The following is a 22,646-nucleotide window of genomic DNA, read 5'->3' as shown; positions in this document are numbered from 1 at the left end:
CATGGCCAAACCTGGATTTCGCCTCGCGCTGTTTGCCACCCTGCTGGCCCTGATCGTGGTGCTGCTGGGCGCCTACACCCGGCTGACCCACGCGGGCCTTGGTTGCCCGGATTGGCCGGGGTGCTATGGCTTTATCAGCGTGCCAAAAAGCGAAGCCCAGCTGGCCCATGCCGAACTGCATTACCCGGATACGCCGGTGGAGTCGGACAAGGGATGGAACGAGATGACCCATCGTTATTTTGCCGGCACCCTCGGGCTGCTGATTGTGCTGTTGGCAGCGCGCGCCTGGACCCATCGGCATCACCCGGGCCAGCCGTTAAAGTTGCCGTTGTTCCTGTTGGCTGTAGTGTTTGCCCAGGCGGCGTTTGGCATGTGGACGGTGACGCTGAAGCTCTGGCCGCAAGTGGTCACCGGGCATTTATTGGGCGGGTTTGCGACGTTGAGCCTGCTGTTTTTGCTGACGCTGCGGCTGTCCGGTGTATTGCCGGCGCTGATCGTGCCCAGGCGTTTGCAGTATTGGGCGACGGCTGGCCTGGTGCTGGTGATCGGCCAGATTGCCCTGGGTGGATGGGTCAGCTCCAACTACGCGGCCGTGGCCTGTATCGACCTGCCGACCTGTCACGGGCAGTGGTGGCCGGCGGCGGATTTCGCCAATGGCTTTCACCTGACCCAGCATATCGGCCCCAATTACCTCGGTGGGCAACTGGACAGTGATGCACGCACGGCGATTCACCTGACCCATCGGATTGGTGCGCTGCTGGTCACCATCGTACTGCTGGGCCTGGCCTGGCAACTCAAGGTGGTCGGCATGACTCGCTTGGCCGGCCTGTTGCTGATCGCCCTGGCGGCGCAAATTTGCCTGGGCTTGAGCAACGTGTATTTCCACCTGCCGCTGCCGGTTGCGGTCGCTCATAACGCCGGCGGCGCGGCGTTGCTGCTGACGCTGGTGCTGGTCAATTACCACGCTCGCACCAGTCTGGTTCGGGTGCGGCACCAGTTGCCGTTCGGCTGGCGCTTCAGCCCGCGTAAACATGTGTCGGGCCTCATGACCCTAAAAGGAGAGATGCCATGGCGACCTTGATCGGCGAGCGTCATAGCCAGGCGATCTGGCGTGACTATCTTGAGCTGACCAAGCCAAAAGTGGTGGTGCTGATGCTCATCACCTCGCTGGTGGGCATGTTCCTCGCCACCCGCGCCGGGGTGCCTTGGCCGGTGCTGATTTTCGGCAACCTGGGGATCGCGCTGTGTGCCGGTGGCGCGGCGGCGGTGAACCATGTGGTGGATCGGCGCATCGATGCGCTGATGGCGCGCACCCATAAACGTCCGCTGGCGGAAGGGCGCGTATCGCCCGTGGCGGCGCTTGTTTTTGCGCTGTTGCTGGCGGTTGTCGGGCTGGCGCTGTTGCTGGCGTTTACCAATCCACTGGCCGCCTGGCTGACCCTGGCCTCGCTGTTGGGCTACGCGGTGATCTACACCGGTTTCCTCAAACGTGCGACGCCGCAGAACATCGTCATCGGCGGCCTGGCCGGCGCCGCGCCGCCTTTGCTGGGTTGGGTTGCCGTCACTGGCCACGTCAGCGCCGAGCCGCTGCTGCTGGTGCTGATCATCTTCGCCTGGACCCCGCCGCACTTCTGGGCCCTGGCGATTCACCGCAAGGAGGAATACGCCAAGGCCGACATCCCGATGCTGCCGGTGACCCACGGCGAGCACTACACCAAGGTGCATATCCTGCTCTACACCTTCGCCCTGCTGGCGGTCAGCCTGATGCCGTATGTCATCCACATGAGCGGCATGCTGTACCTGGTGTGCGCACTGGTTCTGGGCGGGCGCTTTCTGCAATGGGCCTGGGTGCTGTACCGTGGCAGTCGGCCGCACGCGGCGATCAACACCTTCAAGTACTCTATCTGGTACCTGTTCGCGCTGTTTATCGCCCTGCTCGTAGACCACTACCTATTGTTGAACCTATGACTCGAACTCAAAAAACTGTCTTCATTCTGGTGGCCATTGTCGCGTTGATCATGGGCCTGACCGTCAACAAAGTCCTGAGCGGCAAAGGCCAGGGCGACCCGACTGCCTTGATCGATGCGGGCATCATCCTGCTGCCGCAAAGCCGCCAGTTGCCGCCGGTGACCATGACCAACCAGGACGGCCAGCCGGTGGTGGTCAACGAGCTGAAAGGCAAGTGGAGCGTGTTGTTCTTCGGCTACACCTTCTGCCCGGATATCTGCCCCACCACCCTCGCCCAACTGCGCCAGATCAAGAGCGAGCTGCCTAAAGACGTGGTGGATAAGTTGCAGGTGATCCTGGTCAGCGTTGACCCGAACCGCGATACGCCGGCGCAGCTCAAGCAGTACCTCGGCTACTTCGATCCACAGTTTGAAGGTCTGACCGGTGCTAACGTGGACGATGTGCAGAAAGTGTCCAATGCGGTAAGCATTCCATTTATTCCGGCGGACACCAGCAAGCCCAACTACACCGTCGACCATAGCGGCAATCTGGCGCTGATCGGTCCGGACGGCACCCAGCGCGGGTTTATCCGGGCGCCGTTAAACAACCAGAAGCTAGTGGCGCAGTTCCCGGGGTTATTGCAGCGTAAATAAGCCTGCCGACCATTTCCTGAGCGACACAAATCAAATGTGGGAGCAAGCCTGCTCCCACATTGGTTTAGATCGTTCCCACGCTCTGCGTGGGAATGCCGCACTGGACGCTCTGCGTCCGCTTTTGAGGTCGTGACGCGGAGCGTCACAGGATGCGTTCCCACGCAGAGCGTGGGAACGATCGATCGGGGTTTCGGCCTTGGATCAGAACGCTGGCAGGATCGCGCCTTTGTACTTCTCGAGTATGAACGCTTTCACTTCCGGTGTGTGCAGGGCTGCTACCAGCTTCTTCACCGCATCCGAATCCTTGTTGTCTTCGCGGGTCACCAGAATGTTCACGTAAGGCGAGTCGTTGCCTTCGATCACCAGTGCGTCCTTGGAGGGGTCCAGCTTGGCTTCCAGGGCGTAGTTGGTGTTGATCAGCGCCAGGTCGACCTGGGTCAGCACGCGCGGCAGGGTGGCGGCTTCCAGTTCGCGGAATTTCAGGTCTTTCGGGTTGCCGGTGATGTCCTTGATGGTCGACAGGATGTTGGTCGGGTCCTTCAGGGTGATCAGGTTGTGCTTGGCCAGCAGCAACAGCGCGCGGCCGCCATTGGTGGCGTCGTTCGGGATCACGACGTTGGCGCCGCTTGGCAGGTCTTCCAGCTTTTTGTACTTGCTGGAGTAGGCGCCCAGAGGTTCCAGGTGCACAGCGCCGACGCTCACCAGGTGAGTGCCCTTGGCTTTGTTGAACTCATCCAGGTACGGCTGGTGCTGGAAGAAGTTGGCGTCCAGGCGTTTTTCGGCAACCTGTACGTTTGGCTGGACGTAGTCGGTGAAGACTTTGACCTGCAAATCCACGCCTTCTTTAGCCAGAACCGGCTTCACGAATTCGAGGATTTCAGCGTGGGGCACCGGGGATGCGGCCACGGTCAGGGTTTCAGCGGCGTGGGCGGAGAACGCGGCAACGGCGGCGAAAGCAACCAGTAGTTTTTTCATTCAACAAGCTCCTTGTTCGGGAATTGGCCGGCTTCGCGCCGGCAATAGCCGTTATTTTCGAGAAAAGTGCACCACCAGCTTGTCGCCGACGGTTTGCAGAATTTGTACCAGGATCAACAGCAGCACCACGGTGACCACCATCACGTCGGTCTGGAAGCGTTGATAACCGAAGCGGATCGCCAGGTCACCCAGGCCACCGGCACCCACCACACCAGCCATGGCCGTGTAGGAAACCAGTGTAATCGCCGTCACCGTAATCGCCGCGAAGATGCCGGGGCGGGCTTCGGGCAGCAAGGCGTTGGTGATGATCTGCCGGGTAGTGGCGCCCATGGCCTGGGTCGCTTCGATAATCCCGCGGTCCACTTCGCGCAACGCGGTTTCCACCAGGCGCGCAAAGAACGGCGTGGCCCCCACCACCAGCGGCGGAATCGCACCGGCAACACCCAGCGAGGTGCCGGTGATCAGCACCGTGAACGGGATCATCACGATCAGCAGAATAATGAACGGCAGCGAACGCAGGATGTTCACGATCAGCGACAGCATCGCGTACAGGCCTTTTTGTTCGAAGAGCTGGCGCGGGCTGCACAGGAACAGCAGTACCCCCAGCGGCAGGCCCAGCAGCACGGTGAACAGCAGCGAGCCGAACAGCATGGTCATGGTGTCGCCGGTGGCCAACAGGATTTCGGACCAGTCGATGTTCGAGAAAAAGCTCAAGAAGATTTCCATTAGCGCAGCACCTCCATGTGGACGTCTGCGGCGGTGAAGGCGGCGAACGCGGCCTCCATGTCACCACCGGTGACGGCGAGGGTCAGTTGCCCGTAGGGAATGTCTTTGATGCGATCGATACGACCGGCAAGGATGCTGTAGTCCACACCCGTTTCACGGGCGACGGTACCCAGCAGCGGTGCGTAGGTCGCTTCGCCCTGGAACGTCAGGCGCACGATGCGGCCCGGCACGTGAGCGAAGTCATCACGCTGCTCGCCTTCGTCAACCTGCTCGGACTCTTGCACGAAGCGCTTGGTGGTCGGGTGTTTGGGGTGCAGGAACACGTCGGCGACGGTGCCTTGCTCGACGATCACGCCGGCGTCCATCACGGCCACGTGGTCGCAGACCCGGCGGATCACGTCCATTTCATGGGTGATCAGCACGATGGTCAGCTTCAGCTCACGGTTGATCTCGGCCAGCAGTTGCAGCACCGAGGCGGTGGTCTGCGGGTCGAGGGCGCTGGTGGCTTCGTCGCACAGCAGGATCTTTGGCTTGGTGGCCAGGGCGCGGGCGATGCCGACGCGCTGCTTCTGGCCGCCGGACAGCTGCGCCGGATACTTTTTGGCATGGTCGGACAGGCCAACCCGGGCCAGCAGTTCGGCCACACGCAGGTCGATTTCCTTGCGGGAAAGTTCGCCCGCGAGGGTCAGCGGCAACGCCACGTTGTCGGCGACGGTCTTGGAGGCCAGCAGGTTGAAGTGCTGGAAGATCATCCCGACCTGTTGCCGGAAACGGCGCAGGCCGTTGGCGTCGAGGGCGGTGACTTCTTCGTCATCGACCTTGATCTGGCCACCGCTGGGTTCTTCCAGGCGATTGATCAGGCGCAGCAAAGTACTTTTTCCCGCACCGGAATGGCCGATCAGACCAAACACCTGGCCATTTTCGACGCGCAGGTTGGTGGAATGCAGTGCGGGGATATCCTTACCGGCGACCCGGTAGGTTTTATGGACGTTATGAAACTCGATCACGTAGCGAACCTTGTGGGGCGCATTAAAAAGGGATCAGCGGTTAGCCGGGCGCGCATTTTAGCCTGTCCGTATAGCGTTTCTTAGCATTTATTTCTCATCCGACCAGCGATTTGGCAATAACGCGATCAAAGGTCATAAAAAAGGAACGGTACAAAACCGTGTCAGTCACTACATAAGCAACTCGAAATTCCCAGGTGCCGTGCCTGGGGTTTTGCTCAAGAAGAGCCGGGGATCGCTCTGGCCTACGCAAACGAGGAGTTTTTGTCTGATGAGCACTAAAAAGCCAGTCACCCCGCCCAAGAGCGAACTTGCGGGTACCGACACTCTGGACCGTGGTAACACCAACGCCAAGCTGCAAAGCCTGGAAACATTTCGCTCTGACGCTACCGGCCAGGCGCTGCGTACCAACCAGGGCGTGAAGGTTTCCGACAACCAGAACAGCTTGAAGGTCGGCTCCCGGGGTCCTTCGCTGCTGGAAGACTTCATCATGCGTGAAAAAATCACGCACTTTGACCATGAGCGCATCCCGGAACGCATCGTTCATGCCCGGGGTACCGGTGCCCATGGTTATTTCCAGACCTATGAAAACCATTCGGCGCTGACCAAGGCCGGGTTCCTGCGTAACCCCGAACACAAAACCCCGGTATTTGCGCGTTTCTCCACGGTTCAGGGCCCTCGCGGCTCGGGTGATACCGTGCGTGACGTGCGTGGTTTTGCCGTAAAGTTCTTCACCGACGAAGGTAACTTCGACCTGGTGGGCAATAACATGCCGGTCTTTTTCATTCAGGATGCGATCAAGTTTCCTGACTTCGTGCATGCGGTAAAACCTGAGCCGCATAACGAGATTCCTACAGGCGGCTCGGCCCACGATACGTTCTGGGATTTTGTTTCGCTGCAGCCAGAGTCAGCGCATATGGTGATCTGGGCCATGTCTGACCGGGCGATTCCGAAAAGCCTGCGGACCATGCAGGGTTTTGGCGTGCATACCTTCCGTTTGGTGAATGCCGAGGGGAAATCCAACTTCGTTAAATTCCACTGGCGTCCTACCGTCGGCACCTGTTCCCTGGTGTGGGACGAGGCGCAGAAGCTGGCGGGCAAAGACACGGACTTCCACCGTCGTGACCTGTGGGAATCCATTGAAAGTGGTGATTACCCGGAATGGGAATTGGGCGTACAGATCATCGCCGAAGAAGACGAGCATAAGTTCGACTTCGATATTCTCGACCCGACCAAGTTGATCCCCGAAGAGCTGGTGCCCATCACGCCGCTGGGCAAGATGGTGCTCAACCGCAACCCGGACAACTACTTTGCCGAGACCGAGCAAGTGGCGTTCTGCCCGGGGCATATCGTGCCGGGTATCGATTTCTCCAATGACCCGCTGCTGCAAGGCCGCCTGTTTTCCTACACCGACACGCAGATCAGCCGACTCGGCGGCCCGAACTTTCACGAGTTGCCGATCAACCGTCCGGTCGCGCCGTTCCATAACGGCCAGCGTGATGCCATGCACCGCACCACCATCGACAAGGGTCGCGCGTCCTACGAGCCGAACTCCATTGATGGCGGCTGGCCGAAAGAAACTCCGCCTGCGGCGCAGGACGGTGGTTTTGAGACTTATCCGGAGCGAATCGACGCCCACAAGATCCGTGAGCGCAGCGAGTCGTTCGGTGATCACTTCTCCCAGGCGCGCTTGTTTTTCCGCAGCATGAGCAAGCACGAGCAAGAGCACATCATCGCGGCTTACAGCTTCGAGCTGGGCAAGGTGGAGCGTGAATTCATCCGGGCTCGGCAGGTGAACGAGATCCTCGCCAACATCGACCTCGAACTGGCCAAGCGCGTGGCGCAGAACCTGGGCTTGCCGGCACCGAAGAAAGGCACGGTGCCAGAGCGCAAGACGTCTCCGGAACGTTCACCAGCGCTGAGCCAGGCCAATTTGCTGTCGGGTGATATCAAGACCCGCAAGGTCGCGATCCTGGCGGCGAACGGCGTTGATGGTGCGGCGATTGATGCCTTGAAGAAGGCGCTGGAAGCCGAGGGTGCGCATGCGAAGCTGCTCGGGCCGACATCGGCACCGGTGACGACGGCGGATGGCAAGAGCCTGCCGGTGGATGCATCCATGGAAGGTTTGCCGTCAGTGGCGTTCGATGCGGTGTTTGTGCCGGGTGGTGCCAAGTCGGTTCAGGCACTGAGTGGCGACGGCGTTGCGTTGCATTACCTGCTGGAGGCGTACAAGCATCTGAAGGCGATTGCCTTGGCCGGAGAGGCAAAGCAGTTGCTGGATGTGCTGAAGCTTGAGGCAGATGCGGGGCTGATAGTGGGCGGTGATGCGAAGGCGTTGAAGGCGTTTTTTGCAGCGATTGCCCAGCATCGGGTCTGGGATCGGGAGCCGAAGGCTAAAGCTGTTCCGGCTTAAGTCATTGGTTGATTGTTAGACCGCTTTCGCGAGCAAGCCCGCTCCCACATTTGACCGCATTTCAAAGTTGGAACTCGGTTAAATGTGGGAGCGGGCTTGCTCGCGAATGGCGTTATTCAGTCTTACGCGGAATCAGTACAACCTGCGCCGGAACCTTCTTCAGGATCTGCCGGTGAATCTTCAGATCATACCCCGAATCAATGCGCTTCACCCGTTTGGTCAGCAGCGTGGCCAGCCATGGATAATCTTCGGTGCGCGGTGCCTGGATGCTCACATCGCACTGGTAATTCACCACATCGGTGGCGATCTCATCCAGTTGATGGCGCAGCGCTTCAATATCGGTGAGGTTCAGCGCAACCGTGGTGCTTGGCGCTGCAGGGTCGATGACCTTGGCGGGCGGCTTGGCCTCAGCGGCTTTCAAGGCAGCCTCGGCTTTATCCAACTCGACTTTACGGGCGTGGGCAATCGCGCTGTTGACGCCACCGGTCAGCGCCGGCGCCTTGGGCATTAAAGCCCGTGCGCGGCTCAAGGCCGTGGCAGCTGCGTTGACGTCACCTTTTTGCAGGACGATCTGACTGCGCTGCAAGTAGGCTTCGGCCAGTTGGCGCTGATAAGGCTCCAGCGCCGGGTCGTTGGGCGACTGGGCCTGCAAGGCGGCCAGCTCGTCTTCGGCGGTGGCCAGTTCACTGCTGGCGAGGTTTTGCTCCAGCTGTGCGATGGCCGCAGCGCGCGCGTCCGGCGCCTGGGGGGCGGCGGGCGGGGTGCTTTGGCAGGCGCCCAGCAGCAAGGAAAATGCGGCAAGGAGCAGATAACGGGCGTTGAACAGCTTCATTCCTGCGACTCTCTAATTGCGCAAAAAGCGAGCAAGTCTACACCCCACGACGGGGCAGGACAAAACTCAGCAGAAACAGGGCGGCCGCCGTGACCACAATCGACGGGCCGGCCGGGGTGTCCTTGAACCAGGACAGCGCCAGGCCACCGCACACCGCAAGCATCCCCAACAGGCTGGCGCCGATCGCCATTTGCTCCGGCGAGCGGGCATGACGCTGTGCCGCTGCCGCCGGGATGATCAGCAGTGATGTGATCAACAATACGCCGACAATCTTCATCGCGACAGCAATCACCACGGCGATCAGCAGCATCAGGGTCATGCGCAGCGCGGCCACGGGCAAACCTTCGACAGTGGCGAGTTCTTCGTGGACGGTGATCGCCAGCAGCGGGCGCCACAGCGTCACCAACAGCACCAGCACCGCCGCGCTGCCGCCGAGGATCCACGCCAGGTCGGTGGGGCTGATCGCCAGCAGGTCGCCGAACAGGTAGGCCATCAGGTCGATACGCACTTCATGCATGAAGCTCAGCACCACCAGGCCCAGGGACAAGGTGCTTGGGGCCAGGATGCCCAGCAGCGTATCGGAAGCCAGCGGCTGGCGCTGTTGCAGGGTCACCAGCAGCACCGCCAGCAACAGGCAGCCGACGGTGACGGCAATGGTTGGGCTCACATCCAGCAGGAAACCCATGGCCACGCCCAGCAGCGCAGCGTGGGACAAGGTGTCGCCAAAATAGGCCATGCGCCGCCAGACCACGAACGAGCCCAGTGGGCCCGCCACCAGCGCCAGAGCCAAGCCTGCCAGCAGGGCGTAGAGCAGAAAATCAGCCATGCTTGCAGCTATCTCCATGAACGTGGGTATGGGGTGTGGCGGGGTCAGAGACAACAGCGCCATGCAGGTCATGGGCATGGTCGTGATGGTGGTGATAAATCGCCAGGCTCTGGGCGTTCTTGCCGAACAGCTCGACGAAAGCCGGGTCGCCGCTGACCTGTTCCGGGTGGCCGGAGCAGCACACGTGGCGATTAAGGCACACCACCTGGTCGGTGGTGCTCATCACCAGGTGCAGGTCGTGGGAGACCATCAGCACGCCGCAGCCATGGCGGTCCCGCAGGCGGGTGATCAGGCTGTACAACTCGGCCTGGCCGGCCACGTCGACACCTTGCACGGGTTCATCGAGTACCAGCAGTTCCGGCTCGCGCAACAGGGCACGGGCGAGCAGCACACGCTGCATTTCGCCGCCGGAGATACTTTGCACCGGGCTGTCGATCACCTGTTCGGCGCCGACTTCCTTAAGGGCGGACTGCGCGCGGGCGCGGTCTACGCCTGGCACCAGGCGCAGGAAGCGCAGCACTGACAGGGGCAAGGTCGGGTCCACATGCAGCTTTTGCGGCATGTAGCCCACTCGCAGTTTAGGCTTGCGCCATACGCTGCCGCTGTCGGGTTTGAGCAGGCCGAGCACGGCGCGCACAAGAGTGGTCTTGCCGGCGCCGTTGGGGCCGATCAGCGTGACGATCTGACCTGGCTCGACGCTCAGGGCGATGTTGTCCAGCACGTTTTGCCCGGCGAACGTGACCCCGACCTGCTCCAGGCGGATTAACGCAGTGCTCATCAAGCCCCCTGGCAGCCCGAGCACACACCGACCACTTCGACGGTTTGCCCTTCGACCTTGAAGCCGACGTCGCCGGCGCTCTTGATGATGCTGTCGCTGATGCTTTTTTGCTCAAGCTCGATGGCGGCGTGGCACTCGCGGCAAATCAGGAACTGGCCCTGGTGCGCGTGTTCCGGGTGGTTGCAGCCGACAAAGGCATTGAGCGAAGAGATGCGGTGCACCAGGCCGTTGTCCAGCAGGAAGTCCAGCGCGCGGTACACCGTGGGCGGCGCGGCGCGGCGGCCATCCTGCTCGCTGAGCACGCCGAGGATGTCGTAGGCACCCAGAGGCTTATGGCTTTGCCACACCAGCTCCAGCACCCGGCGACGCAGGGCGGTCAGGCGCAGGCCTTGGCGCGCGCACAAGGCGTCGGCCTCTGACAGCGCGGTGTGCACGCAGTGAGAGTGGTCGTGGGGACGGCTGGCAAGCGGTGTTTTAGGCATGAGCGGCGACAGATATTTGTGAGAGACGTTATTATGTTACCTGTTCCTGCCTCCTTGAGTGGTCATCGTGTCCAGACTTTTTCCCGTTTTTGTCGTATTTGTCACCAGTTTGTTGCTTGCCGGTGCCGCTCAGTCGGAGGTTCGGGTGCTGACCAGCATCAAACCGTTACAGCTGATTGCCGCCGCCGTGCAGGATGGCGTGGCGATTCCTGAGGTATTGCTGCCGCCGGGCGCCTCGCCCCATAACTATGCGTTGCGTCCTTCCGACGTACGGCGCGTGCAGTCGGTGGACCTGCTGTATTGGATCGGCCCGGACATGGAAAGCTTTCTGCCACGCGTATTGAAAGGTCGCAGCTTGCCGACGGTGGCCGTGCAGGACCTGCCAGGAATGAAATTGCGCCGGTTCGCCGAAGATAGCCACTCCCATGCTGAAGATGCCGACGAGCATGATCACGATCATCGCCCAGGCAGCCTGGATGCGCATTTGTGGTTGTCGACGGTCAACGCCCGAGTGATCGCCAACCGTATCGCTGCGGACCTCACTGCTGCTGATCCGGCCAACGCCGAGCGTTACCAGAGCAACGTGAAGGCCTTTGATGGCCGTATGGACGCGTTGGATGCGCGCTTGAAAGCACGTATGGCGGATGTCGCCGGCAAGCCTTACTTCGTATTCCATGAGGCGTTCGATTACTTCGAAGATGCCTACGGCCTCAAGCACACTGGTGTGTTCAGCGTTGCCGCAGAAGTGCAGCCGGGCGCCCAGCATGTGGCGGCGATGCGCACGCGGTTGCAGGAAGTGGGCAAGACTTGTGTGTTCAGCGAGCCGCCGCTGCGCCCTCGCCTGGCGGAAACGCTGGTGGCGGGTTTGCCGGTGAAGCTGGCCGAGCTGGATGCGTTGGGCGGTTACACGCCGGCCTCCGCCCAAGGGTATGAGCAGGTGCTGGAGAAGCTGGGGAATGACCTGGCTGGGTGCCTGGAGTCCCTGTAAGGCTCAGCGAAGATCAAATGTGGGAGCGGGCTTGCTCGCGAAGGCGGAGTGTCAGGCACCAGATGCATTGACTGATCCACCGCTTTCGCGAGCAAGCCCGCTCCCACATTTTTGACCGCGTACGATCTTTACAGCGCGAACGGCAGCGGGGTCTTGACCTGCTGGCGTTGCGCCAAGCGCACTTGAAACTCTCGCGGGTCGTGAATCAGCACGTCCTGCCCGGCGAACGATTCAGCCGCAATCAGGCGTGACAGCCAGAACCGCACACAGGCCACGCGCAACATCGTCGGCCACAGCTCCGCTTCCTTGGCGGTGAACGGTCGCAAGCCCGCATAAGCCCCCAACAATGCCCGTGCCCGCTGGCCGTCGATCACGCCGTCGGCGTCCGAGCACCAGTCGTTCAGGGCAATCGCCACGTCGTACAGCATCGGCCCGGAGCAGGCGTTGTAGAAGTCGATCAGCCCGGTCAGGTGCGTACCTTCGAACATCGCGTTGTCGCGGAACAGGTCGGCGTGGATATTCGCCCGGGGCAGCGCAAGGATCTGCACCTTGTGCGCCTCGATCTCATCCAGCGCAGCTTGCAGCAGGCGTTGTTGTTCCGTGTCGAGGTGTGAAATCAGTTGCGCGCCTTCGCTGAGCATCCAGTCCAGCCCGCGATCGGTCTTGCGTTCCAGTACCTTGTCGCCTTGGGTGGCCAGGTGCAGGTGACCGAGCAATTCGCCCACTTGCACGCAATGCTGGGCGTTGGCTTCCTTGATGTGCTTGCCCGCCAGGCGCGGTTGCAACAGCGCCGGTTTGCCTGCCAACTCGCGCAAGGCCACGCCGTCGGTGGTACGCAGGGCGTAAGGCACTGGCAGGTCGGCGTCGTGGAGCACGTCCAGCAGTTCGATGAAGAACGGCATTTCCTGCACGGGGCCGCGCTCGACCAGGGTCAGGACAAACTCGCCCTGTTCCAGGCTGATAAAGAAATTGGTGTTTTCACTACCAGCGGCAATCCCCTGGAAATCAAGCAGGCGGCCGAGCCCGTAAGGGGCAAGAAAGGTTTCCAGCTCGGGCCGAGCCAGGGGGGTGAACACAGACATGGTTAAAACTGCCGTTACGGGCGCTGCGGGGAGCAGCGCCGATTAAAGTTAAGAAATCATTTCCATTCGAAGATCTTCCATGACGGGATCAGCATATCCGGCTGGTCAGAGCGGATGAAGTTCGCATCGGTTCCGTCCGCGCGCACCAAGAAGTAAGGCGGAAAGCCTTTCTGAGTCACCTTGATTGCGTACAGGAAGCCATTTTGGCGGTATTCCTGGATGGTCTTGTCGCCTTCCGTGCGAATGGTGACCTCCGGATCTGCCGAAGGCGCTCCGTCGGCTGCCATGGCGGCCAGCGGAAGGAATGCAATCAAGCCGGTCAACAACAAGCGATTTACTGTACGCATGATAACCTTGTCCCTTTGTCGTCATTGGTCCGGCTATTCTAGCGCCTGACCCGCCGAAAAGGTTGATCCTGCTCATGAGCCAAGCCCCCCTCGTCCTGGTGGACGGTTCTTCTTACCTGTACCGCGCCTTTCACGCGCTGCCGCCGCTCACCACTTCCAAAGGCCTGCCTACCGGCGCGGTCAAGGGCGTGCTGAACATGCTCAAAAGCCTGCGCAAACAGTACCCGAACAGTCCGTTCGCGGTGGTGTTCGACGCCAAGGGCGGGACATTTCGCGATGAGCTGTACGCCGAATACAAGGCCAACCGCGCGAGCATGCCCGATGACATGCGCGTGCAGATCGAGCCGCTGCACCAGAGCGTGATCGCCCTGGGCTTCCCGCTGCTGTGCGTCGAAGGCGTGGAAGCGGACGACGTGATCGGCACCCTGGCCCGCAGCAGCGCGGCCGCCGACCGGCCGGTGGTGATTTCCACCGGTGACAAGGACATGGCGCAGTTGGTGGACGGGCACATTACCTTGGTCAACACCATGACCGGTAGCGCCATGGACGTTGAGGGCGTGAAGGAGAAATTCGGTGTCGCTCCCGAGCAGATCATCGATTACCTGGCGTTGATGGGCGACTCGTCCGACAACATCCCGGGCGTTCCGGGCATTGGTCCGAAGACGGCTTCCGGCCTGTTGGTAGGCGTGAACGGCGGTTTGAAAGAGCTCTACGAGCAGCTCGATATCGTGCCGACCTTGCCGATTCGTGGTGCCAAGACGTTGGTCGCCAAACTGGAAGAGCATAAGGCGAGTGCGTTCCTGTCCTACGAGTTGGCGACGATCAAGATCGATGTGCCGCTGGATGTGGGCCTGGACGACTTGCACCTGATCGAGCCGGATCGCGAGAAGCTGCTGGAGCTGTACACGCTGCTGGAGTTCAAGAGCTGGATTGACGAGATTCAGCGCGATGCCAAGCGTGTTGAGCTGAGCGCCGCCCCATCGGCCGCAGTCGTGGACGAAGCGATTGAAACAGTCGCTCCGGTTTCTGTAGAGCCGGTGTACGAAACCATCCTCACCCAGGCTCAGTTTGATGTCTGGCTGAAGAAGCTCAACGACGCCAAGCTGTTCGCCTTTGATACCGAAACCACCGGGATCGACGCTCAGAAAGCGCAATTGGTGGGTGTGTCGTTTGCCGTGCAGGCCCATGAAGCAGCCTACATTCCGCTGACCCACTCCTACATCGGTGCGCCGGAACAGCTGGATCGGGACACCGTGTTACTGGCCCTGAAGCCGTTGCTCGAAGACCCGGAAAAACTCAAGGTCGGCCAGCACGCCAAGTTCGACATGAACATCCTGGCCAATTGCGCCATCGGTGGCGACCCGGCACACGGCATCACCGTGCGCGGCATCGCCTTCGACACCATGCTTGAATCCTACGTGCTGAACTCCGTGGCGACTCGCCACGACATGGACAGCCTGGCGAAGAAGTACCTGGACTACGATACCGTCAGCTTCCAGGACATCGCCGGCAAAGGCGCCAAGCAGCTGACCTTTGACCAGATTCCCCTTGAGCAGGCGGGACCTTACGCAGCGGAAGACGCCGATGTGACCCTGCGCTTGCATCAGGAACTGCACAAGCAGCTCTCTGCGATTCCTACCTTGGCCAGCGTCGTGTCCGACATCGAGATGCCGCTGGTGCCGGTCTTGGCGCGCATTGAGCGTCAGGGCGCCTTGGTGGATGCTGCCCTGCTGGGTATCCAGAGCATTGAGCTGGGCAACAAGATGGTGGACCTGGAGCGCCAGGCGTATGAAATCGCCGGCGAGGAGTTCAACCTGGGCTCGCCCAAGCAGTTGGGCGCGATCCTCTACGAGAAGCTCGGGCTGCCGGTGTTGAAGAAGACCGGCAAGGGCCAGGCCTCGACGGCCGAGGAAGTCTTGGCCAAATTGGCTGAAGACGACTACCCGCTGCCAAAAGTGCTGATGCAGTACCGCAGCATGAGCAAGCTGAAAAGCACCTATACCGACCGTCTGCCCGAACAGATTAACCCGCGTACCGGGCGGGTTCACACGTCCTATCACCAGGCCGTCGCAGCTACCGGGCGGCTGTCCTCCAGCGATCCAAACCTGCAGAACATTCCGGTGCGTACTGCCGAAGGCCGGCGTATTCGCCAGGCGTTTGTCGCGCCCAAGGGCTACAAGCTGCTGGCGGCGGACTATTCCCAGATCGAGCTGCGCATCATGGCGCATTTGTCCAAGGACGCAGGGTTGCTGAATGCGTTCCGCGACGACCTCGACGTGCACACCGCCACGGCGGCTGAGGTGTTCAAGGTTGAGTTGGCTGAGGTCACATCCAATCAGCGTCGCAGCGCCAAGGCGATCAACTTTGGCCTGATCTACGGCATGGGCGCCCAGAAGCTCGGCAAGGACATCGGCGTCGACACCAAGACCGCCAAGGCTTACATCGATGTGTACTTCGCCCGCTACCCGGGGGTCCGCGAGTACATGGAGCGCACCCGTGCCCAGGCGGCTGACCAGGGCTACGTGGAAACCTTGTTCGGGCGCCGCCTGTACCTGCCGGAGATCAACTCCAACAAGCCTCAGGAACGTGCGGGCGCCGAGCGTACGGCGATCAACGCGCCGATGCAGGGTACCGCGGCCGATATCATCAAGAAGGCCATGGTCAAGGTCGACAACTGGCTGACGGCCTCGGGCCTGGACGCTAAGGTCATCCTTCAGGTGCACGATGAATTGGTGCTGGAGGTGCGTGAAGACCTGGTAGCTGAAGTCAGCGCGAAGATTCGTGAGCACATGAGTGATGCGGCGAAGCTGGATGTGCCACTGGTGGTGGACGTCGGCGTGGGCGACAACTGGGACGAGGCGCACTAAGCCTGGGGCTTGGGCCGCGGCATCATGCTGCGGCAGCGCTTTAGATCGGAAAACGCGGCGGGTTATTTCCAATAGTTTTTTGAACGTGCCGGAACTTAACCCGTGAACTGCTACTCAGAGTTACTGAATGGGTGGTGAAGCCCTTCAATGCTCCTATGTTGTGTTAAGTGTTGGCAGATATCTGGACCCCGCCCTAGCGGTCCGGAACTTGGACCCCGAACTTCCCCTCCCCATACGAAGTCCGGGGTTTTTTTTGCCCCGAGTTTTTACTCGGCGGCTTCCGAACCTTTGTCAGCCAGTTCCATCCAGCCTGCCAGTACCGTGTAGGCATCCTCCAGGCCCATGCGTTTTGGCGCCGAGAACAGCTGGATAGTCACCGCGTCGCCCCAACCCTTACGGATTTCTGCCTGCACTTTGAGCAGGGTGTTCTTGGCTGCGCCGTAGGTCAGCTTGTCGGCCTTGGTCAGCAGGACGTGCATCGGCATGCCGCTGGCGACGGCCCAATCGAGCATCAACAGGTCGAAGTCGGTCATTGGATGACGGATGTCCATCATCAGAATCAAACCCTTCAAACTCTCCCGGCCACCCAGATAGGCTTCCAGGTGACGCTGCCAGTGCAGCTTCAGCGGGATAGGTACTTTTGCATAACCGTAGCCCGGAAGGTCGACCAGACGCCGATCATCGTCTAGCTTGAAGAAGTTGAGGAGCTGTGTGCGCCCCGGGGTTTTCGAGGTGCGGGCCAGGCTGGCGTGGGTCAGGGTGTTCAGCGCGCTGGATTTGCCGGCGTTGGAACGGCCGGCGAAGGCGACTTCGAAGCCTTCGTCATCGGGGCATTGGTCGACTTTGGCGGCGCTGAGCATGAAGGTGGACTGTTGGCACAGGCCGAGGATGGGATTCTTGAGTTGCATGAGTTTTCCGATGTGGGCGGTGCCGGGAATAGGTGCGGCAAGCGGTGTCGTTTCCGTTTCAGTAGCGCCAGTATATAATGCCGCAGATTTTGTGTGTGCTTTGTCCCAGCGAAGGATGAAGTTCACGGGAGCGATAGACCTTTATTGCGCATTAGAACGCAAAACGCTCTCAAACCCTGAAAAGGTCGATGTATGACCAAGTGGCTGCTAGCCGTCGGTGTCTTGATGCCACTTTACAGTGCTCAGGCTACACAGGAACCGGAGGCTGTGTACAACCGCGTTTGCGGGGCCTGCCATGCCGGACAGTTGCCCAACGCCCCTAGACGGGGTGACCAGGCAGCCTGGAAGCCAAGATTGGCTCAAGGTATGGACACGCTGGTGCAACACGTGACCCAGGGTTTCAAGGCGATGCCGCCGCGTGGTTTGTGCATGGACTGCAGTACCGAGGATTACCATGCCGTCATTCAGTTGATGGTGAGTAAACCCGGTCCATAACTCTTTAACCCTTAGCCGTAGTTGGATTAGCTGATGAACAAACTGATCGTGAGTCTGCTGTTGACCTTGGGCATCACCGGTGTTGCCCATGCCGCAGGCGACGCCACTGCCGGCCAGGCGAAAGCCGCCGTATGTGGTGCTTGCCATGGACCGGACGGTAATAGCCCGGCGCCAAACTTTCCAAAACTGGCCGGCCAGGGTGAGCGTTACCTGACCAAGCAGATGCACGACATCAAGGACGGCAAGCGTACGGTCCTGGAAATGACCGGCTTGTTGACCAACCTCAGCGATCAGGACCTGGCGGATATCGCGGCGTATTTTGCCAGCCAAAAGGGCAGCGTGGGGGCTGCTGATCCGAAATTGGTGGCCCACGGTGAGGAACTGTTCCGTGGCGGTAACCTGGAAAAAGGCATGCCTTCCTGCATCGGTTGCCACTCGCCTAACGGCGCGGGCCTCGCTGCTGCTGGCTTCCCGCACTTGAGCGGCCAACATGCCCAGTACATCGGCAAACAGCTGACGGACTTCCGCGAAGGCAATCGTACCAACGACGGCGATACCAAAATCATGCAGAGCATCGCCGGGAAACTCAGCAACAAGGACATCGAAGCCGTGTCCCAATACATCCAGGGCCTGCACTAATTGCCCCGGCTACGTTAACGCTCGATTAATCCGTCGATGCAAGCATAAAAAGGGTGGCTTAGGCTGCCCTTTTTTGTGGCCGGTGCCGTTACACTAACGAACTCATGCCCGCGTAGACCTGTCACAACAAAGGTCGCGTGAGGCGACTTTATTTGTCCAGGAGTAAAGCATGCGTAATCTGATCCTCAGCGCCGCTCTCGTCACTGCCAGCCTTTTCGGCATGACCGCACAAGCTGCCGATAATGTGCCGCTTGAAGCCGGTAAAACCTACGTTGAGCTGGCCAATCCTGTGCCGGTTTCCGTACCGGGCAAGATCGAAGTGGTGGAGCTGTTCTGGTATGGCTGCCCGCATTGCTACGCTTTTGAGCCAGTCATCAATCCGTGGGTCGATAAGCTGCCTCAGGACGTGAATTTCAAACGTATTCCTGCCCTGTTCGGCGGCCCATGGGATGCCCACGGCCAGCTGTTCATTACCCTGGACACCATGGGTGTAGAACACAAGGTTCACGCGGCGGTGTTCAATGCCATCCAGAAAGAAGGCAAGCGCCTGGTGAAGCCTGAAGACATGGCCGATTTCGTCGCCACCCAAGGCGTCGACAAAACCAAGTTCCTGGAGACATTCAACTCGTTCGCTGTGAAGGGCAAGATGGCCCAATACAAGGAACTGGCCCAGAAATACGGCGTGCAAGGCGTACCGACGCTGATCGTCAACGGCAAATACCGCTTTGACATCGGCAGTGCCGGCGGCGAAGAGCAAGCGCTGAACGTAGCCGACCAGTTGATCGCCAAAGAGCGCGCAGCCAAGTAAGGGGCCCGTCATGCGTCGCTGGGGTACTGAACGTGTCGTTGGCCTGCATGACCCTAAGGTCAACGAGCACCACCTTGAATCCACGGGCCTGCCGGCAGACAGTCGGCTGCGCCTGCTCAGTTTCAATATCCAGGTGGGCATCAGTACCGAGAAATACCGGCATTACCTGACCCGTGGCTGGCAGCACCTGCTGCCCCACAACGGGCGTGCCGGTAATCTGCAAAAGATCGGCGACCTGCTGGGCGACTTCGATCTGGTAGCCCTGCAGGAGGCCGACGGTGGCAGCCTGCGTTCGGGCTACATCAACCAGGTCGAGCACCTTGCCCAGCTCGGTGCTTTTCCCTACTGGTATCAACAACTCAATCGCAACCTCGGCAAACTCGGCCAGCACAGCAATGGTGTGCTCAGCCGCCTGAAACCGTGGGCAATCGAGGATCACCCGTTGCCCGGGCCAAAAGGCCGCGGGGCGATTCTCGTGCGGTTCGGTGAAGGGCCGGAAGCGTTGGTCGTGGTGATGATGCACCTCGCGTTGGGGGCACGAACCCGCACCCTGCAGTTGGCCTACATCCGCGAGTTGATTGGCAACTACAAACACCAGGTGCTGATGGGGGACATGAACACCCACGCCAGCGACCTGCTACAGAATTCCCCGTTGCGCGACCTTGGGTTGCTGGCGCCGCAAGTCGAAGCCACCTTTCCCAGTTGGCGTCCGCAACGTTGTCTTGATCACATCCTGCTCAGCCCGACCCTGACACTCGAAAGTGTGCAGGTACTGGCGCAGCCCATCTCCGATCACCTGCCCGTCGCGGTAGAGATTCGTCTGCCGGGTTCGCTCACGGCTGATGCATTGCCCGCGTTGAGCCCCGGCCCTCGCGGACCTCTTGCATGAGCGACGACGCCCAGCGTTGGAAAGAAAAATACCTTAAAAGCGTCGAGCAACAAGAAAAGCTCGAACGTCGCTGGGCCGCCCGCCTCGACCTGCTGCGCCGGGGGCTGGTACGCAGCACCCTGGCGGCAGAAGGGACCGACCGTGCGGTTGACCAATGCATGAAGGAAATGCGCGATGTGGTGCGCACCGACGACATGGACGCTGCCCTCGCTGCATTGCTGCCGCGTCTGGAAAAGGCCGTGCTGGATTCGGAGCAACGCCGCGAAACCCGGGTCGACCAGATCGGCAGCGCGTTGACGGCCCTGGTCACTCAGTTGCAGAAACTGCCCTTGCCGCGGGAAGTCAGTCGCCCGCTGAAGGCGTTCGCCAAGCAGCTGGACGGTCGGGTCGGCCAGGCGCGGGAGATCCCGCTGTTGCTGAGTGAGCTGAGCGGCCTCCAGGGGCAGGCGTTGAGTAACCTGGAGCCGGAGGGCGAAACCAACCGTTCGGGCCCGGGGCTGTTGCAGCGACTGTTTGGCGCCAAAGATGCCGCGGCCGAAGCCCCGGAGGTCGACTCACCCACGGCACCCCGCCCGACCGCTCCTGCGCCTGCTGCGCCAAAGCCCAAGCCGGTGGATGAGCCTGAAGCGCCGGCGCAGTCGGCGGAGCTGGCCCAGGCGCTGCGGGCATTTGCACCGCAGCCGAAGGCCCCGGCCCCTGTCGAGTCGCCTCCTGAGCCCGTACCGCAAGTAAAGGCTGCTGAAGCTGTCAGCGAAGCGGCGCCAGTTGCCCCCGCCGTCGTGGCTGCGGCGCCCGTCATCGAGGCGCCCGCTGCGATTATCGAAACGCCGGAGCCCGAACAACTGATCGAAACGGAGGTTGAGCTCGAGAGTGCCCTCGCCGCCATGGTCGAAGTACCAGAGGTGCAGGTCCGTGAGCCGGAGCGGACAGAGATCGGCAGTCTCTCCCTGCCACCGGTCCTGGCCGACGAGTCGCAAGAGGCGCCCGAGCTGGCAGAGCTGAACCCCGACGAGCTGCAAGCGGATCAGACCTACGCCCTGCCCGACACCCCCGAGCCGTCTTACAGTTCGGTGGCCAAACACATCGAAGACACCCTGCTCGGCTTGCTGGAAGACCTGTCGCTGCCCGAGCGTTATCGGCCCCAGGCCGAAGCCATGCGCGAGCGCCTGACCCATGGATTGAACTGGTACGAACTGCTGCCGATTCTCGATGACCTGGCGGTGTTGATGCTGGCGATCACCGACAGCGGCCAGCACGAGTTTGAAGCCTACCTCAAGCAACTCAACGAGCGTCTCGAGGCGTTCCAGGGGCACCTGCAGGTCGCCAGTGACGGCCACGCGGACAGCCGCTCGGCTGCCAGGGAGTTGGATACCCAGATCCGCGAACAGGTGGATGGTTTGCAAACCAGCGTGCAGGACGCGGCGGACCTGGATAGCCTCAAGCACGTGCTGGAGAGCCATCTTGAGGGTCTGCTGGGTACCATGGACGAACACCAGCACCAGCGTGACCAGCGCGAGCAGGAAGTGGCTGCACGCCTCAAAAGCCTGGCCGAACGGGTCGCCAATATGGAACATGAGGCCCAGGGCTACCGTGAGCATCTCGAGGTTCAGCGCCAGAAAGCCCTGATCGACCCGCTCACCGGTTTACCCAACCGCGCGGCCTGGAGCGAACGCCTGGAGCAAGAGGTCAACGCCTGGCACCAGCGTGGGAATAACCTGTCACTGGCGATGCTGGACCTGGATCACTTCAAGCGTATCAACGACGGCTATGGTCATCTGGCCGGCGACAAGGTGCTGAAGATCATCGCCACGGTGCTCCGAAAACGCTTGCGCCCCAACGACTTCATTGCACGCTTTGGCGGTGAAGAGTTTGTGTTGCTGATGCCCAACTCCTCACTGTCCGATGCCTTGGCCGTAGGTGAAACCCTGCGCGCCGCCATCGAAGCCTGCCCGTTTCACTTCAAGGGCGAGCCGGTGACCATCACGGTATCCATGGGCATGGCGCAATTTCAGCCGGGTGAACGCAGTGACCTGGCGCTCAAACGCGCTGACGAGGCGCTGTACCGTGCCAAGGGGGCGGGACGCAATCAGGTGCAGGCGGCCTGAAAATGTTCCATTTTGTTTAAAGCTTCGCATTTGGCCGCCTGGCAGCAAATGGTACGTTACACTGTTGCATTATCGTCTTAAGCGTATTGTCTGCTGCCATGAAACTTCTGTGTTCTGCCTTTCTGCTTCTCCTGCTCGCTGGTTGCGCGAGTGGCCCTCGCCTGGACACCAGCCATCCGTCGGTGAACCACGACAATCGTGTGCAATTCGTCGTCGTGCACTACACCTCGGCGTCCCTTGAGCGTTCCTTGGCGCTGTTGACCCATGGCCAGGTCAGCAGCCATTACCTGATCGGTGATGATGCCTCGGCCACCATCTATAAGCTCGTGGATGAGAGCCAGCGCGCCTGGCATGCCGGAGAAAGCGAATGGATGGGCCGTACCTGGCTCAACTCCAGTTCGATCGGGATCGAGATTGTGAACCCGGGTTATCGCGATTTGCCGACGGGCCGCGTCTGGTACCCGTACTCCGAGGCTCAGGTGCAGTCGCTGGTGGTGCTGCTCAAGGACATCAGCAAGCGTAACGGTATCGACCCGCGAAATATCATTGGCCATAGCGACATTGCCCCGCTACGCAAGCTGGACCCGGGGCCGTTATTCCCCTGGAAGCGCCTGGCGGATGAAGGGCTGGGCATGTGGCCAGACGCCAAGGCGGTTGCCCGTTACCAGGTGCAGTACGCGGCCGATCTGCCGAGCATTACCTGGTTCCAGGAAGAGTTGGCGAAGCTGGGTTATCCGACGCCGCAGACGGGTGAGTTGGATGTGGCGACACGGCATGTGTTGGCCGCGTTCCAGATGCATTTCCGCGCGTCGCTGTTTGATGGGACGCCGGATGCCGAGAGTGCCGCGATCTTGCGGGCGTTGAATCACCAATAACGGTTGG

General features: G+C 60.8%; 22 protein-coding genes. 12 read left to right on the top strand and 10 right to left on the bottom strand.

Annotated features, from left to right (window positions below):
* The first annotated feature begins 1 nt into the window (after position 1).
* From K0H47_RS21780 to K0H47_RS21770, 3 genes are read left to right on the top strand one after another with little or no spacing between them, the layout of a single operon-like run.
* Positions 2-1,081, top strand: a complete 1,080-nt coding sequence (locus K0H47_RS21780; protein WP_093203278.1) for a heme A synthase — start codon at positions 2-4, stop codon at positions 1,079-1,081.
* Entirely contained in the window at positions 1,069-1,968 is a 900-nt protein-coding gene (gene cyoE / locus K0H47_RS21775; protein ID WP_063033709.1) for a heme o synthase, read from the top strand. Before K0H47_RS21780 ends, cyoE begins: the two co-directional genes overlap by 13 nt.
* The gene (locus K0H47_RS21770; RefSeq protein ID WP_003214837.1) at positions 1,965-2,600 is read left to right on the top strand and encodes an SCO family protein; all 636 of its coding nucleotides are present in this window, start codon (positions 1,965-1,967) and stop codon (positions 2,598-2,600) included. The genes cyoE and K0H47_RS21770 overlap by 4 nt, the downstream gene beginning before the upstream one ends.
* Before the next feature lie 201 nt (positions 2,601-2,801).
* On the opposite strand, the gene K0H47_RS21765 is transcribed toward K0H47_RS21770, so the two are convergent.
* The 3 genes from K0H47_RS21765 to K0H47_RS21755 are packed head-to-tail and all read right to left on the bottom strand — an operon-like array spanning position 2,802 to position 5,308.
* The gene (locus tag K0H47_RS21765) at positions 2,802-3,575 is read right to left on the bottom strand and encodes a MetQ/NlpA family ABC transporter substrate-binding protein (protein ID WP_017477968.1); all 774 of its coding nucleotides are present in this window, start codon (positions 3,573-3,575) and stop codon (positions 2,802-2,804) included.
* A 51-nt stretch (positions 3,576-3,626) separates the two neighbouring features.
* On the bottom strand, positions 3,627-4,301 hold the full coding sequence (locus K0H47_RS21760; RefSeq protein ID WP_063033708.1) for a methionine ABC transporter permease: 675 nt from the start codon (positions 4,299-4,301) through the stop codon (positions 3,627-3,629).
* Positions 4,301-5,308 (bottom strand): methionine ABC transporter ATP-binding protein, encoded by a 1,008-nt coding sequence (locus tag K0H47_RS21755; RefSeq protein WP_063033707.1) that lies wholly within the window; start codon positions 5,306-5,308, stop codon positions 4,301-4,303. Before K0H47_RS21755 ends, K0H47_RS21760 begins: the two co-directional genes overlap by 1 nt.
* A 268-nt stretch (positions 5,309-5,576) precedes the next feature.
* On the opposite strand from K0H47_RS21755, the gene katE reads away from it, so the two are divergent.
* The gene (gene katE, locus K0H47_RS21750; RefSeq protein WP_177069819.1) at positions 5,577-7,718 is read left to right on the top strand and encodes a catalase HPII; all 2,142 of its coding nucleotides are present in this window, start codon (positions 5,577-5,579) and stop codon (positions 7,716-7,718) included.
* A 112-nt stretch (positions 7,719-7,830) separates the two neighbouring features.
* Here katE and K0H47_RS21745 read toward each other — a convergent pair whose 3' ends face one another.
* Genes K0H47_RS21745 through zur form a run of 4 tightly spaced genes read right to left on the bottom strand, consistent with a single transcriptional unit; the run spans position 7,831 to position 10,636 of the window.
* Positions 7,831-8,550: a PA5502 family lipoprotein gene (locus tag K0H47_RS21745; protein ID WP_003214825.1), complete on the bottom strand. Its 720-nt coding sequence runs from the start codon at positions 8,548-8,550 to the stop codon at positions 7,831-7,833.
* 37 nt (positions 8,551-8,587) lie between these two features.
* Complete coding sequence (gene znuB, locus K0H47_RS21740) at positions 8,588-9,376, bottom strand: zinc ABC transporter permease subunit ZnuB (protein ID WP_017477973.1); 789 nt, start codon at positions 9,374-9,376, stop codon at positions 8,588-8,590.
* Positions 9,369-10,154, bottom strand: a complete 786-nt coding sequence (gene znuC / locus K0H47_RS21735) for a zinc ABC transporter ATP-binding protein ZnuC (protein WP_017477974.1) — start codon at positions 10,152-10,154, stop codon at positions 9,369-9,371. Before znuC ends, znuB begins: the two co-directional genes overlap by 8 nt.
* A complete protein-coding gene (gene zur, locus K0H47_RS21730) occupies positions 10,154-10,636 on the bottom strand; it encodes a zinc uptake transcriptional repressor Zur (protein WP_026078035.1) in 483 nt (160 codons plus the stop codon). Before zur ends, znuC begins: the two co-directional genes overlap by 1 nt.
* A gap of 58 nt (positions 10,637-10,694) precedes the next feature.
* On the opposite strand from zur, the gene K0H47_RS21725 reads away from it, so the two are divergent.
* The gene (locus K0H47_RS21725; protein ID WP_219273600.1) at positions 10,695-11,624 is read left to right on the top strand and encodes a metal ABC transporter solute-binding protein, Zn/Mn family; all 930 of its coding nucleotides are present in this window, start codon (positions 10,695-10,697) and stop codon (positions 11,622-11,624) included.
* A 128-nt stretch (positions 11,625-11,752) separates the two neighbouring features.
* Here the strand turns inward: K0H47_RS21725 and K0H47_RS21720 are convergent, their stop codons facing one another.
* Together K0H47_RS21720 and K0H47_RS21715 are read right to left on the bottom strand one after the other, a co-directional pair.
* Positions 11,753-12,706 carry a homoserine kinase gene (locus tag K0H47_RS21720; RefSeq protein ID WP_219273598.1) on the bottom strand — a complete coding sequence of 318 codons (954 nt, stop codon included), beginning with the start codon at positions 12,704-12,706 and terminating at the stop codon, positions 11,753-11,755.
* A 56-nt stretch (positions 12,707-12,762) separates the two neighbouring features.
* Complete coding sequence (locus K0H47_RS21715) at positions 12,763-13,053, bottom strand: DUF2782 domain-containing protein (protein ID WP_017477978.1); 291 nt, start codon at positions 13,051-13,053, stop codon at positions 12,763-12,765.
* A 74-nt stretch (positions 13,054-13,127) separates the two neighbouring features.
* On the opposite strand from K0H47_RS21715, the gene polA reads away from it, so the two are divergent.
* Positions 13,128-15,920, top strand: a complete 2,793-nt coding sequence (gene polA, locus K0H47_RS21710) for a DNA polymerase I (protein ID WP_177025289.1) — start codon at positions 13,128-13,130, stop codon at positions 15,918-15,920.
* 266 nt (positions 15,921-16,186) lie between these two features.
* Here the strand turns inward: polA and yihA are convergent, their stop codons facing one another.
* Complete coding sequence (gene yihA / locus K0H47_RS21705; protein WP_003214811.1) at positions 16,187-16,828, bottom strand: ribosome biogenesis GTP-binding protein YihA/YsxC; 642 nt, start codon at positions 16,826-16,828, stop codon at positions 16,187-16,189.
* Between the two features lie 192 nt (positions 16,829-17,020).
* Here yihA and K0H47_RS21700 point away from each other — a divergent pair, with 192 nt between their 5' ends.
* The 6 genes from K0H47_RS21700 (at position 17,021) to K0H47_RS21675 (ending at position 22,639) form a co-directional block, all read left to right on the top strand.
* Positions 17,021-17,323: a cytochrome c5 family protein gene (locus K0H47_RS21700; protein WP_063033701.1), complete on the top strand. Its 303-nt coding sequence runs from the start codon at positions 17,021-17,023 to the stop codon at positions 17,321-17,323.
* A gap of 33 nt (positions 17,324-17,356) precedes the next feature.
* Entirely contained in the window at positions 17,357-17,962 is a 606-nt protein-coding gene (locus K0H47_RS21695; RefSeq protein WP_010168648.1) for a cytochrome c4, read from the top strand.
* 169 nt (positions 17,963-18,131) lie between these two features.
* Positions 18,132-18,770, top strand: a complete 639-nt coding sequence (locus tag K0H47_RS21690; protein ID WP_063033700.1) for a thiol:disulfide interchange protein DsbA/DsbL — start codon at positions 18,132-18,134, stop codon at positions 18,768-18,770.
* 10 nt (positions 18,771-18,780) lie between these two features.
* Entirely contained in the window at positions 18,781-19,659 is an 879-nt protein-coding gene (locus K0H47_RS21685) for an endonuclease/exonuclease/phosphatase family protein (protein WP_003214803.1), read from the top strand.
* Positions 19,656-21,764, top strand: coding sequence for a diguanylate cyclase (locus tag K0H47_RS21680; RefSeq protein WP_219273596.1), 2,109 nt, complete (start codon positions 19,656-19,658; stop codon positions 21,762-21,764). The genes K0H47_RS21685 and K0H47_RS21680 overlap by 4 nt, the downstream gene beginning before the upstream one ends.
* A gap of 98 nt (positions 21,765-21,862) precedes the next feature.
* Positions 21,863-22,639: an N-acetylmuramoyl-L-alanine amidase gene (locus tag K0H47_RS21675; RefSeq protein ID WP_093203252.1), complete on the top strand. Its 777-nt coding sequence runs from the start codon at positions 21,863-21,865 to the stop codon at positions 22,637-22,639.
* The last annotated feature ends 7 nt before the right edge of the window (positions 22,640-22,646 follow it).

The organism is Pseudomonas sp. Xaverov 83 (assembly GCF_019352905.1).
Classification (GTDB): domain Bacteria; phylum Pseudomonadota; class Gammaproteobacteria; order Pseudomonadales; family Pseudomonadaceae; genus Aquipseudomonas; species Aquipseudomonas yamanorum.
This window is presented reverse-complemented; position numbering and strand designations above follow the sequence as displayed.